We start from the raw sequence: 11,970 nt of genomic DNA, 5'->3' as shown, positions 1-11,970 counted from the left end.
GACTTCCATTCCGGCGCACGCTTTCCGCGGGCACGGCTTCAGCCTCCTCGTCGCGAAGAACACGCTCCTGTGGGGTCTTCAGCTCGCGCTGTTCCCGCAGGAGTCGGCGCCTGCACTTCAGTCAACTGAAGATAGCTGAACAAGAGTAATGTTCGCATCTACAAGAGAGCTGATAATTATCCATACTTCTTATTGAAGCATTAGATGATTGAAGTGCAGGGCGGCGACTCCTTGGGGATTAGCGTGACAGGTGAGACCCCGCAGGAGCGGTTTTTGCGACGAGGAGGCTCACCGCACGCCCCCAGGAACGCGTCCGCCCGGAACGGAAATCATCGGACTATGTTATAGCCTATTATTTGGTTAATCAACACGCCTGAAAAAATAACATAGAAAACGTAAACGCTCACTTTAACATTATTGAAAATTAATATTTCAAAATCATTTATTCGATTTTATTTATTATCACTGAAAATATGAATATATACAATGTTTTTTTCATTTATCATTAAATTCATTTACAGTATTGTGACGTTTTCAGTAAAAATGTCGAAAGCTATCGAAATTAAATAAAGTCACTTTTTCATTTCTAAACATAGATTATTAGGAAGCCTGACAAATGCCTAGATTCTTCTTGTTTGGAAAACTACTACAAAGAGAATAGGAGATGCTTATGAAGTTTACCAAATTGTTACGTGCGGTCATTGGCGCCAATCTCGTCATTTTAATGGCCTTCGCATTCCTACCTGCTCTGCTCATTAACCCTGACGTAGATATTTTCCAAAACGTAATCAACTATATTTCGAAAGATTGATTTTGAAGATCGCAAGCTGGAAAAAATGAACCATATGTGCACGTATGCACATATGGTTCATTTTTTCATCGTTTACGAATCGTAAAGTTGTCATGGAGTAAAAGCCAATTTTGCGGGAATGCTAAACCTAACTTCCAATACATGATTCCACGCAAATCAAATTCCTTTATCAAATTGAATTTAGCTTGGATGCTTCGCGCATCTTCGAACCAAACGTCATGTCGTACGCCTTCATCGTCCCAGTATAAGAAAAATGGTGCTTGGGCAGTTGTATCGAACTGTATATTGGCGTTTCGACTAATTGCCAAATTCACTGCCTGCTGTGGACTTAATGCCTTCGCTGCGACTCCTGTTTCCGGAGGATATGGATACGTCCAATCATATCCATACAGATTCTGCCCTAAAAAGATTTTATCCCTTGGTATTTGACTAACCGCAAACTCAACAACCCGCCGGACTTGATTGAGAGGGCTGACCGCCTGTGGCTCGCTGAATGAATATCCCCATTCATATGTCATCAATGTAACGAAATCGCATATTTCTCCAACGGTTTTATAGTCGATCCCTCCATAAAGCCCCGTTACATCTGCGCTTGTTTTTGGCGGCAGTGCTGCAGATAAGGTTAACCCTGAAGGATGAAAGCGAGCACGCGCATTTCGTAGAAAATCATTATACATTTCCCTGTCTGCCGGTCTTAAAAACTCAAAATCGAAATGAATGTCACTGTACCCGATTCGACTGGCGGTTTGGATAATATTTTCGAACAAACGATTTTGTGCAGTTTTATCTGTAAATAAAACATTCGCCAAGTCTGCACTAAATGCAAAGTTTTCCAAATTACTTACGACCATTGCATTCAATACTCCTGCCTGGGCAGCAATCTCAGGGATATCATCAATCGGCGGCGGCTTCAATGTCCCATCCCTTTGCGGCTCATAGCTGAACATTGCCAAATACGTCAAATCGCCGACCCTTCTTCTCACCTCAGCAACAGTTGCTTCCATCGTCGCTTCTCGCGGCTCAACGTATAGTAAAACATCAATTACCGACTTCGTCCGTTGCGGTATATATAATCTTTGTCCTACGTATAAAATGCTATTCGGCGATATTCCATTAATTCGAGCAAGCTCGTCAACCGTTGTACCATACAACCTGGATATGACATAAAGCGATTGACCCGGCTGCACCCAATGATAGCTTCCCGTAATTGGGATTACTAATGCTTGACCCACAACAATCCGAGAAGGATCTTGCAGTTCATTCGCCTGTGCGATTTGCTCGTAAGGAATGCCGTACGCTTGCCCGATTCCATATAAACTTTGTCCTTGTTGCACAACATGGATTTGCAAATTCATCCTCTGCCTTTCATTGACAAATTGTCCTTTACCCCATGCTATTTTCAAAAGTCCTCGATTATGCCTATTTTGATTTTTTTCACGCATACACTAAACGATTGAAGCCATACTACTTACGATTCAAAATTAGAACTATAAGGAGGATGCTGAGTGACGCAAAATCAATTTGGTGAAATGCATCAAAATATGCATACCGGAACGGTTCCACCACAAATGAACCACGGCGGACATGAATTGTTTGATGTCCATGAAGTTCTTTCCAATTCAATTGCTGCTTTGAATAAGGCCATGATTTTACGACCGCATGTAAAGGATCCGGAGTTATTGGACATTTTGGATCGGCAATATCGGTTTGCCTTAGATGAATACAATATTACAGTCGAGAGCTTTAAAACCGGCAAGGATCCTTCTCATCCCACAGGAAGCTATAAAATGAAAGAAGGCAATGATTTCATATACGGCATGAAGCCTTCACAGCCTAAGAAACCAATCCAAAGTCCTAATGAAATTACCGATGAATTGATATCTGGCTTCCTCCTCGGCTCCGCTAAGACAAGCGCAACTGCAAAAACCACGGCTGCACTTGAGACATGCAACCCCGTCCTCAGACGTGTATTAGCGGATTCCATACCGAATTGCATCGAAATGGCTTATGAGCTTTCAATTTACCAAAATAAGCATCATTACTACCAAGTCCCACAACTTGCTCAACAGGATATGCAGCAAATTCTTAACTCCTATGCATCCTTCCAAGGTCAGCCAAGCATGCCGAATCATACGATACAGTAAGAAAACAAAAGCGCAGGGCGCCTGCTTAGAGACGACAGGCATAAGGCGAAGATGCGACGTGGCGAACTTTGCCACAAAGCAGCTTTGACTTATGACCCCGAGTCTCTGGCGCCCGGAGCTGGACGAGAAAACAGGTGAGGGGAAATAATCCCTTCACCTGTTTAATTTACAATGATTTAGAAATGAATGAAGCGGGGATTTCCGATTCGAATTTCATGATCTCATTCGTTATCGGATGGACAATTGTCAATGCGCTCGCATGGAGACCCAGTCTTTTTATCGGATTAACGGTCGACCCGTATTTTTTGTCTCCGACAACAGGATGCCCGATCTCTTCCATATGAACACGGATTTGGTTTTTTCTGCCGGTTTCCAAGTTGACCTCGAGTAAGGAATACTGACGGTTTGATCTGATTTTACGGTAATGGGTAATCGCAAGTTGACCGCCATTGTCCGTAGGATTCGAATAGACCTTATAGGTCCTCGTCTCCTTTAACCAAGACTTGATCGTCCCCTTATCCTTCTTCACATTTCCTTCGACTAACGCCGTATATACTCTCTCTTTCACCACTTCATCCCAGTGATCTTGCAATTGCATCTTCACTTTTTCACTTTTCGCGAACAATAAAACACCAGATGTATCCCGATCCAACCGATGGACAATGAAAACTCTTTGCCGCGAATCCTGTTTTTTCACATACGATGAAACTTCACTGAATGCCGTCTTTTCATTTTTATCTTTCGCAGCCATCGATAAAAGTCCCTCTTCTTTGTCAATGACAATGATCGACTCGTCTTCGAAAAGGATCGTCAGACCTGTTAGCATACTTTCGTTCAGCGCCGCCTTATTAGGCAGTATTTCCACTGTCTGTCCGGTAAGCAATTTATGATTATGTTTCGTAATGGACATACCATTTACCGAAACTTGTCCTCTCGTCAACATGGACTTAATGGAGTTACGGCTATTCTTTTTCATATTTTCGAGTAAAAACGGCAAGAGTTCCGCCTCTTCAGTCACTTGAAAAAGGTATGAGCCTTCCCTTTTTTTCTTTTGATTCATATGCATTCTTGTCTCCTCGCTCTCTTTCTTCATTATCCATAATTTGTACTCCGAATACAAACACTGTATCATCTTATATAAAAGCTTTGGAAGTGGGGATTACATGCGCGTAGCGATATTCGATTTTGATGGAACACTTTATTCAAAAGAAACATTTACATTGCTAATGAATCATTTGAAGCACCATCCAACACATAGTCCCAAATACAAAACATTTTTCCGCAAGATTCTTCCTTTATATATCGGTTATAAAATAAAAATCGTCCCCGAATCTACGATGAAGGAACGTTCGATGCAGATCTATGCAGAAGCCTTACATACTTTATCAAAAAAAGAACTCGATGACTACTTCTTGGAAATGAAAGAAAGCATGCGTGCAGGTTTTAACCAAGATGTCATTAAACGTCTGAACCAACATAAGCATGACGGCGTACATGTCATGCTCGTCTCAGGTGCATATACTTCTTTATTGCATGCAGTTACAGATGAACTGGGCTTCGATGAAATTATCGGAACGGAAATCCCATTTACAGAAGACGGTGCGCTTAACCGTGCTGCTTCGATTTATCATATACAAGGAAAACGAAAGAATGAAAAGATCATGCAATCCCTTGCCGCACATACGATCGACTGGGCAAACAGCTTTGCCTACGGAGACAGCTTCTCCGACCTGCCCGTCCTTGAGCTCGTCGGAAAACCTGTAGCTGTGAAGCCCGAGCAACGGCTGGAACAAGTCGCTAATGAACGGAATTGGGCAATTCTTTAATAGGGTCAAGACAATGCTTTGATTCCAACAACACCAATCACGATTAGGAGAACACTAATGATTCTCCCCATGCTTTTCGATTCACCGAAAAAGATCATATTGATGAGTACGGCTCCTGCGGTACCGATTCCAATCCATACTGCATAGGCCGTGCTCACTTGTAAATAATTGAATGACATATAAAGAAATACAAAAGCCGCTCCAAATCCTCCGCCAAAAAGAATCATATGGCGGATTGTTTTTTCTTCATTATATTTATTTAACCCAACAACACCGACAAACTCACTGATTGCCGCCACAAATACAAATAACCATCCCATTACTTAGCAATTCCTTTCTTTTCTTCCGCGTCGTCAGCAATTTTCAATCCGATAACCCCGACGAGTAAAATTGCGATGAAAAACATTTTTCCTCCTCCAAGAGACTCTCCAAATAGGAGAACGTCCATCAAAGCAGTTCCAACTGTACCAATCGCAGCAAAGACTGCATACACGGTACCTGTTGGAAGGTTTTCACATGCTTTCGCCAAGAAATGAAAATCGACGAAAATGAAAAACACAATTGGAATCCAATGCCACCATTCAGAGGCGACATTAAAACCAAAAATCCACACTAATTCGAAAAAACTTGTCAGTGCTACATAAATCCATGACTTGTTCATAAAATTGACTCCTGACTCGATGACTGACTGTCATTCATTTTAAAATGACGAGTTGCCAATGTTGATTTTTTTGATGTTTATATAAACTATGCGCATTCAGTCGATAGCAAGGGCATTTTTCAAGAAGTTCTTCACTTCATTTTTTTGAATGACCGCTTCATCCTCTTTATCTGTGTCATATAGATAAATTTGCTCCGCGGCTGATTCCACAAGACCAATAACAAGTCTAGCCGTCCGATCAGGATTAACGGAATTCCGGATGACTCCTTCATCAATCGCCTGCTGAAGGCCATCACTCACCCATTTATAGAACGGGGCGTATACTGTTTCCCAATTTTTCAGGTGTTCCGTTGATGCTAAACCTGAGTAAATGAGCGCTTGAATTTCATGATATTCTTCATTCACTTCAAAAATCGCGTCGACGAGCTGCTCCATTCGCAAGGGAAACGGTGCATCATCCGATACTCTGTCCTTAACAATTTCCAATGTTTTTGCGACCATCACTTCGGCAATCGCAGGCATGAGTGATAGCTTTGACGGGAAGTATAAGTAAAATGTCCCTTGAGCAATCCCTGCCGCTTTCACAATATCGGAAATCTTCGTCTTCTCAATCCCTTGCTTACGAAAAACTTCAATCGCCGCTTTTATAATTCTCTCCCTCTTATCCATTTGCCTCCCCCTTCCACTGAATGACTGTCATTCATTATAACACAAAAGTTCTTGTTCTTCTAATAAAGTTCTCGTATTGGAGTAATATGTTCTCGTTCTTCTAAGGTAAGTTCTCATTCTTAGGCAAAGTGTTCTCGTTCTTACATGGCAAGTTCTCATTCCAATGCAAAGAGTTCTCCATCTCACCAAGAAAGTTCTCATTCCAGCACAATGAGTTCTCGTTCTTCCAAGATAAGTTCTCATTCTTTCACAAATCATATTTTTTCACAGCCGAAAGAAGGGGCAGATGCCTCCCCCCTATTTCTCTTCCGTCCGTTGATCGATATGAAAACTACCGTCTGCAAGAATTTCAGCATAATACACTTGCTCCACTTTGCCGATTCCTTTTTTCCTCAACTCTTCATAAACCCATTCTTCCGTCAGCTTCAGCTCGGTTAAATTTTCTTTTATTAATTTCCCATCCGAAATGATTTCTGTCGGTATATACTTCGGCTCATTAGCAGGCGCTTTAACATCTTTACGCGTCGCAGCTTCTTGAGCCGCTTTTTTCATGACACTTAACTGTCCATTCGGCTCAAGAATGGCATAGTTCACGTCTGTGACCGTGAAAATACTTTGCTCACGGAGCATCATGTTTAAATCATTTAAAGTTAGACGGGCCTTCTTCATCCCTTGTTCACTTATTTTCCCTCTGTGTATAATGATGGTCGGTTGATCATCGAATAAGACCCGGGCTTTCTTCGACTTGATTGTTAATAAGTTCATTAATACAGTTAGAACTGCCCACCAAACCATTGCAACAGCACCATTCAAAAATGGGGTTTCCGATTGACCCGCAATCTCAGCCGCAATGGATCCGATCGTAATCCCTGTCACATAGTGGAAAAAAGTTAGTTGTGAAATCTGTTTTTTTCCCATGAATCTGGCGAGAATCATTAAAATGATAAAAGCAAATGTCGTTCGCAGCATCATTTCCCAAAAGTCCAATTTAGAGATTACATCCGAAATCATTTTTATCACACCTCCACTTACACTAGTGTGTGATAGAACGATTGCAATATACGTAGACAAACAAAAGCAAAGCATGGAATCAGGCAATTCCCGCTTTGCTTGTTTACATTAGATGATCACTCCCATTCGAACGGCGTTTCCTGGTAGACGTAATAGTTCAGCCAGTTCGAGAAAAGAAGATGCGTATGTGAACGCCACGTGTTGAATGGTTGCTTTGTCGGATCGTTATTCGGGAAATAGTTCTCCGGCATATCGATTTCAACCCCTTTTTTCAAATCGCGTTCATATTCCTCCCCAAGCGTGCACGCATCATACTCCAAATGTCCAGTAATCATAATATGCTTACCATCTTTTGATAGGACAATGAATGCGCCCGCATCTTCAGAAAGTGCCAATAACTGTAATTCAGGGTTCTTCTCAATCTCCTCAATTGAAACGGACGTATATCGGGAATGCGGCGCTTCAAAAAGATCGTTGAAACCACGAGCCAATTTCACAGTTGGATCTGTCAATGTATGGCAGAATACTCCGGAGAGCTTTTTAGGCAATTCGAATTTATTAATACCGTAATGATGATAAAGCGCTGCTTGTGCTCCCCAACAAATATGCAATATTGACGTCACATTCGTTTTGGACCAATCCATGATCTGTTGCAATTCTTCCCAATAAGCAACATCCTCGAACTCAAGATGCTCAATTGGAGCACCTGTAATAATCAGTCCGTCAAACCGGCGATTCTTGACAAATTCGAACGTCGTATAAAATGAATCTAAATGATTTTTACTCACATTTTTCGATTCATATGTAGCAGTGTTCAAAAAAGAAACATTCACCTGCAATGGCGTATTCCCGAGCAGCCGAAGCAATTGAAGCTCCGTCCTTTCTTTTTCAGGCATTAAATTCAGGATCAGGATATTTAAAGGCCGGATATCCTGAGCAGTTGCCCGCCCTTCATCCATGACGAAAATCTTTTCCTCTTTCAACAATTCACGTGCTGGTAGTTGTTCCGGTATATTAATCGGCATGTATAATTCCCCCTTTTCAAAAATAAAAAACCCCGTTCCAAATAGATAGGAACGAGGATTAATATCGGTTTCTTCGTTCTTATCTCTCAAGATTAAAATCTTGTTGGAGGTAGCACCTTCCTGCAATTGCAGAGGTTGCTGAAGCGTCATCGGGCCAAATCCCTCAGCTTCTCTTGATAAGAAATATTCAGTTGTGAACTATTATAGCACTTTTTAAAAAATTGTACACACCTTATTGGTGGACTTTTGCTTTTGAAAATCCAAGTCCAAGTATTTCTGAGGCGTTTAGGAAGATGACGAAAGAGGATGGTTCTGCTGCTTGTAGCACCTTTTTCAAATAAACCGCCTCCGATTGCTCCACAACACATAAAATCATCGTCTTCTCATCATTCGAAAAACCACCTGTTGATTTTACTTTTGTCAAACCCCGGTCAATCTCATTCTTAATGATCGATTGGATCTTCTCTTCTTGTTCTGTAATGATAAGCACAAGCTTTGTTGGTGATGTTTGCAATTGAACAAAATCGATTACTTTACTTGTCACATAAATCGACATAAGTGCATATAAAGCCAGTTCAAAATTGAAGACGAATGCTGATGTGACAACAACGACACCGTCAACAATGAGCTGTGAAAAGCCGCTGGAAATGCCGGTATACTTCTTCAGCAATTGTGCAATTAAAGCCGTTCCGCCTGTCGATCCATTCCCCCGATAAACAATTCCTAGACCGATGCCGAGCATGATTCCACCGTAAATCGAACTTAGCAGCGGATTATGGATTGGTAAGTCGATTCCGCTCGTCAAATAAATGACGAATGGAACACTGAACGTCCCTACAATTGTTTTAGCACTGAATTCCTTCCCTGCCAGCAACAATCCTAATGCGATCAATGGAATATTAATCAACCATTGGACAATCGCAGGATTATATCCGAATAATTCGTATAAGATCGTACTGACACCCGAAATACCTCCCGCGGCAATTCGAGCCGGCAAGAAAAATATATTAAATGCAAGACCGACAAAAACTGAGCCGACTACGATTTGTACATAATCAAAAACAACTGATTTTTTATGAATAAACGACATAATTTCTCTCCTCTCAATGAAACCTTACCTATTTTAACAGAATTCCTTGTTTAGAATAGTTTTAAAGCTTGTATTAGTGGAATAGAATGAATAGGTAAAGAGAAGATGTTATATTCATATTTTTGTATTTTTTCTATATATCTGGTACACTAGTAGCACTAGTATAATAAAAATCACGATGTTAGGGAGGATATTATGCGTAGTCTGGGAATTGTAAGGAAGGTTGACCATCTTGGTCGAATTGTAATCCCTAAAGAATTGCGAAATACGCTGAAGCTCGACAAAGGAGCTCCAATGGAAATTTTTGTGGATGATGATATGATTATCCTGCGAAAATACGTTGTGGACGAAGCTTGTATCGTTACCGGAGAAATTACCCCACAAAACAAACGACTAGCCAATGGCATGTTTCTCAGTCCAAAAGGTGCCGAAATCCTAAAAAAGGAAATTGACAGCAATAAGACCTGGGAATAACAACAAAGGGCGACGGATGTTCCGTTGCCCTTTTCGAATGGAATTTTATCATTGTAGGAGGTTGAGCAAAATGAATGTTTTCGCCCATCGGGGAGCATCAGGAAACTTTCCTGAAAACACATTATCATCTTTTAGAGAAGCAGCACGTTTACCGATTTACGGAGTGGAATTCGATGTACATATGACTGCTGATGGTGAACTCGTAGTCATCCATGATGAATCGATCGACCGCACATCGAATGGTCATGGTTATGTAAAAGATATGACATTGGATGAATTGAAATTGTATGATTATGGCAGTTGGTTTGCTCCCGAATTTGCAGGAGAAACGATTCCAACACTTGACGAAGTTCTAGACATCTTCGCTCAGACTGAACATAAACTGAATATCGAATTGAAATCCGATATTTTCCCTTACGAAGGGATGGTTGAAAAAGTGTTGGCCATTATTTCAGATCGTCAAATCGAGTCACGCGTCATTCTATCCTCTTTCGACCACGGCGCAATTCAAATGGCGAAACAACTAGCTCCACAAATCGAGACAGGTGCTTTATTCATGGAAGTTCTTGTCAACCCATTAGATTACTTACAAAACTTGCCTGCGGATGCGCTTCACCTTTTCTTCCCGACAGCAGTTCGTCCATCATTGAGGGAAGTTTACGAGGCAGGTGTGCCTGTCCGAACATTCACCGTCAATGACGAAAATTATGCGCAAATGTTAAAACACTCCGGTGTAGAATCCATTTTCACGGATTACCCAGAAAGAATGTCGGTTTTGTTTTCGTAATGAAAAAGATATCGGCTATCTCTTTCCCGATATCTTTTTTAAAATCCAGAATCCTGAAAAAAGAGATGATATTGTTCATACGGGAAAATGACATTTAAAAAATGAGGGAATTTTTAGATTATTCATAAAAAAGATTTGATGATTTGTTTCCATTGCTGTCCGATACCTCTGCTTATATAGTCGGTCTATATTAAATCAATCGACATGGTTGTTCAAAATAAAGATAGATTATGCTATTTATAAAAGGGTGAATAATTTAGTATTAAGCAAACGAGGCCAAGATATTGAGTATAAACTGTTGCTTTCCGTTCCGGCGCACGCTTTCCGGAGGGCGTGACTTGAGCCTCCTCGGTCGCGAAAGGCATGCGCCCTGCGGGGTCTCAAGGCTCACGCTAATCCTCCCGGAGTCGGCGCCTGCACTCCAAGCAACGGAGCGTATATTTCATAAGTTATATTCATCAAACAGGGCTATTGTATTGACTCGTAGGAGGGATAATATATCCAAATATATTAGTGTTTTTTTCTTAACGTTAATTGCTAGTGTGGTTTTATACTTTGTATTTGGTAATTTGTTTGATGGTGGAGATTATGCTGAAACAGCTATTTATACATTTGGCACGATAATCGTAATACTGCTATCATTTTTGATATCACTCATGTACTATGCAATAAACTTATTAAAGCGTAAAATTTAAATCTACTATTCCCGAAACGGGCACTAATGCTGAACAAGCAATATCGCCAATATCGCAAACGGGCCATTATATGGAAAAAACTATGTGGGCTAATGGGGGGAGTAATTTGGAGATTGTGGGAGATAAATTGATATTATCAAGATTATCAATTAATGATCTGGATTTTATTTGCAGGATCGAATGCGATAAAAGTTTATGGAAATATGAGGAATTTGCACAGTCTAATGAAGATGTTGTACGGGAGGAATATATTAATAAAATATATAGAAGACAAAATGGGAATTATGATTTTATAGTCAATTTGATAGCGAACGGAAGAAAAACACCGATCGGCTTAGAGCAAATATGGAGCTATAATGATTATAGAAAAAGCTGGGAAATTGGTTTTGCAATACTTCCCGAATATAGGAGAAAAGGTTATGACAGAGAAGCGGCTAAACTTTTATTGGAATTTGCATTCAACAAGTTAAACGCACATAAAGTAGTTGGAATGTGTAATTCAAACAATAAATCCTCCGCAACTTTAATGGAATACATTGGTATGGTAAGAGAAGCTATATTCAAGGAAGAACTTTTTTGGCATAGTAAATGGACTGACCAATACTTTTATTCTATTTTGGAAAAAGAGTTCTTTAAAGTAACTTAATTCCATTATCAGGCGCAGTTGCCGAAAAAGGGCTGCACTTCTAACGGGCCATTATGCTTAATACTCAAGTATTGAATGGTAGAAGGACTTCATACGAAGTCTCTTTTAAAGAATAGAAGAAGAGTAAATTA

14 protein-coding genes and 1 riboswitch are annotated in these 11,970 nt (G+C 40.6%); of the genes, 6 read left to right on the top strand and 8 right to left on the bottom strand.

Annotated features, from left to right (window positions below):
• Positions 1 to 670: 670 nt before the first annotated feature.
• Entirely contained in the window at positions 671 to 811 is a 141-nt protein-coding gene (locus tag SLU01_RS18020; RefSeq protein WP_170232689.1) for a hypothetical protein, read from the top strand.
• Between the two features lie 65 nt (positions 812 to 876).
• Here SLU01_RS18020 and SLU01_RS11910 read toward each other — a convergent pair whose 3' ends face one another.
• Positions 877 to 2,160 carry a glycoside hydrolase family 18 protein gene (locus tag SLU01_RS11910; protein WP_147058685.1) on the bottom strand — a complete coding sequence of 428 codons (1,284 nt, stop codon included), beginning with the start codon at positions 2,158 to 2,160 and terminating at the stop codon, positions 877 to 879.
• A gap of 156 nt (positions 2,161 to 2,316) precedes the next feature.
• On the opposite strand from SLU01_RS11910, the gene SLU01_RS11905 reads away from it, so the two are divergent.
• Positions 2,317 to 2,955 (top strand): spore coat protein, encoded by a 639-nt coding sequence (locus tag SLU01_RS11905; protein WP_246110976.1) that lies wholly within the window; start codon positions 2,317 to 2,319, stop codon positions 2,953 to 2,955.
• 166 nt (positions 2,956 to 3,121) lie between these two features.
• On the opposite strand, the gene SLU01_RS11900 is transcribed toward SLU01_RS11905, so the two are convergent.
• Positions 3,122 to 4,015, bottom strand: coding sequence for an RluA family pseudouridine synthase (locus tag SLU01_RS11900; RefSeq protein ID WP_246110975.1), 894 nt, complete (start codon positions 4,013 to 4,015; stop codon positions 3,122 to 3,124).
• Between the two features lie 103 nt (positions 4,016 to 4,118).
• Between SLU01_RS11900 and SLU01_RS11895 the strand changes: the two genes are divergently transcribed.
• Positions 4,119 to 4,781, top strand: coding sequence for an HAD family hydrolase (locus SLU01_RS11895; RefSeq protein ID WP_147058584.1), 663 nt, complete (start codon positions 4,119 to 4,121; stop codon positions 4,779 to 4,781).
• Positions 4,782 to 4,786: 5 nt separating this feature from the next.
• Here the strand turns inward: SLU01_RS11895 and SLU01_RS11890 are convergent, their stop codons facing one another.
• From SLU01_RS11890 to SLU01_RS11865, 6 genes are all read right to left on the bottom strand, one after another.
• On the bottom strand, positions 4,787 to 5,101 hold the full coding sequence (locus SLU01_RS11890) for a DMT family transporter (protein WP_147058582.1): 315 nt from the start codon (positions 5,099 to 5,101) through the stop codon (positions 4,787 to 4,789).
• Positions 5,101 to 5,442 (bottom strand): DMT family transporter, encoded by a 342-nt coding sequence (locus SLU01_RS11885; protein WP_147058580.1) that lies wholly within the window; start codon positions 5,440 to 5,442, stop codon positions 5,101 to 5,103. Before SLU01_RS11885 ends, SLU01_RS11890 begins: the two co-directional genes overlap by 1 nt.
• 96 nt (positions 5,443 to 5,538) lie before the next feature.
• The gene (locus SLU01_RS11880; protein WP_147058578.1) at positions 5,539 to 6,111 is read right to left on the bottom strand and encodes a TetR/AcrR family transcriptional regulator; all 573 of its coding nucleotides are present in this window, start codon (positions 6,109 to 6,111) and stop codon (positions 5,539 to 5,541) included.
• A gap of 297 nt (positions 6,112 to 6,408) precedes the next feature.
• Entirely contained in the window at positions 6,409 to 7,122 is a 714-nt protein-coding gene (locus tag SLU01_RS11875) for a YetF domain-containing protein (RefSeq protein WP_246110974.1), read from the bottom strand.
• Positions 7,123 to 7,238: 116 nt separating this feature from the next.
• Positions 7,239 to 8,147 (bottom strand): homoserine O-acetyltransferase MetA, encoded by a 909-nt coding sequence (gene metA, locus SLU01_RS11870; RefSeq protein WP_147058678.1) that lies wholly within the window; start codon positions 8,145 to 8,147, stop codon positions 7,239 to 7,241.
• 76 nt (positions 8,148 to 8,223) lie between these two features.
• Positions 8,224 to 8,330, bottom strand: a riboswitch (SAM riboswitch).
• 49 nt (positions 8,331 to 8,379) lie between these two features.
• A complete protein-coding gene (locus SLU01_RS11865; RefSeq protein ID WP_147058576.1) occupies positions 8,380 to 9,237 on the bottom strand; it encodes a YitT family protein in 858 nt (285 codons plus the stop codon).
• A gap of 195 nt (positions 9,238 to 9,432) precedes the next feature.
• Here SLU01_RS11865 and SLU01_RS11860 point away from each other — a divergent pair, with 195 nt between their 5' ends.
• From SLU01_RS11860 to SLU01_RS11845, 3 genes are all read left to right on the top strand, one after another.
• The gene (locus SLU01_RS11860) at positions 9,433 to 9,711 is read left to right on the top strand and encodes an AbrB/MazE/SpoVT family DNA-binding domain-containing protein (protein ID WP_147058574.1); all 279 of its coding nucleotides are present in this window, start codon (positions 9,433 to 9,435) and stop codon (positions 9,709 to 9,711) included.
• 70 nt (positions 9,712 to 9,781) lie between these two features.
• The gene (locus tag SLU01_RS11855) at positions 9,782 to 10,498 is read left to right on the top strand and encodes a glycerophosphodiester phosphodiesterase (protein ID WP_147058572.1); all 717 of its coding nucleotides are present in this window, start codon (positions 9,782 to 9,784) and stop codon (positions 10,496 to 10,498) included.
• Between the two features lie 765 nt (positions 10,499 to 11,263).
• Positions 11,264 to 11,839 (top strand): GNAT family N-acetyltransferase, encoded by a 576-nt coding sequence (locus SLU01_RS11845; RefSeq protein ID WP_246110973.1) that lies wholly within the window; start codon positions 11,264 to 11,266, stop codon positions 11,837 to 11,839.
• Positions 11,840 to 11,970: the final 131 nt, after the last annotated feature.

The sequence above is a fragment of the Sporosarcina luteola genome, from assembly GCF_007991495.1.
GTDB lineage: Bacteria > Bacillota > Bacilli > Bacillales_A > Planococcaceae > Sporosarcina > Sporosarcina luteola.
This window is presented reverse-complemented; position numbering and strand designations above follow the sequence as displayed.

Coding starts and splice junctions, on each gene's coding strand:
- SLU01_RS18020 (WP_170232689.1), top strand. CDS start 671: ATGAAGTTTACCAAATTGTTACGTGCGGTCATTGGCGCCAATCTCGTC.
- SLU01_RS11900 (WP_246110975.1), bottom strand. CDS start 4,015: ATGAATCAAAAGAAAAAAAGGGAAGGCTCATACCTTTTTCAAGTGACT.
- SLU01_RS11895 (WP_147058584.1), top strand. CDS start 4,119: ATGCGCGTAGCGATATTCGATTTTGATGGAACACTTTATTCAAAAGAA.
- SLU01_RS11890 (WP_147058582.1), bottom strand. CDS start 5,101: ATGGGATGGTTATTTGTATTTGTGGCGGCAATCAGTGAGTTTGTCGGT.
- SLU01_RS11885 (WP_147058580.1), bottom strand. CDS start 5,442: ATGAACAAGTCATGGATTTATGTAGCACTGACAAGTTTTTTCGAATTA.
- SLU01_RS11880 (WP_147058578.1), bottom strand. CDS start 6,111: ATGGATAAGAGGGAGAGAATTATAAAAGCGGCGATTGAAGTTTTTCGT.
- SLU01_RS11875 (WP_246110974.1), bottom strand. CDS start 7,122: ATGATTTCGGATGTAATCTCTAAATTGGACTTTTGGGAAATGATGCTG.
- metA (WP_147058678.1), bottom strand. CDS start 8,147: ATGCCGATTAATATACCGGAACAACTACCAGCACGTGAATTGTTGAAA.
- SLU01_RS11865 (WP_147058576.1), bottom strand. CDS start 9,237: ATGTCGTTTATTCATAAAAAATCAGTTGTTTTTGATTATGTACAAATC.
- SLU01_RS11860 (WP_147058574.1), top strand. CDS start 9,433: ATGCGTAGTCTGGGAATTGTAAGGAAGGTTGACCATCTTGGTCGAATT.
- SLU01_RS11855 (WP_147058572.1), top strand. CDS start 9,782: ATGAATGTTTTCGCCCATCGGGGAGCATCAGGAAACTTTCCTGAAAAC.
- SLU01_RS11845 (WP_246110973.1), top strand. CDS start 11,264: ATGGAAAAAACTATGTGGGCTAATGGGGGGAGTAATTTGGAGATTGTG.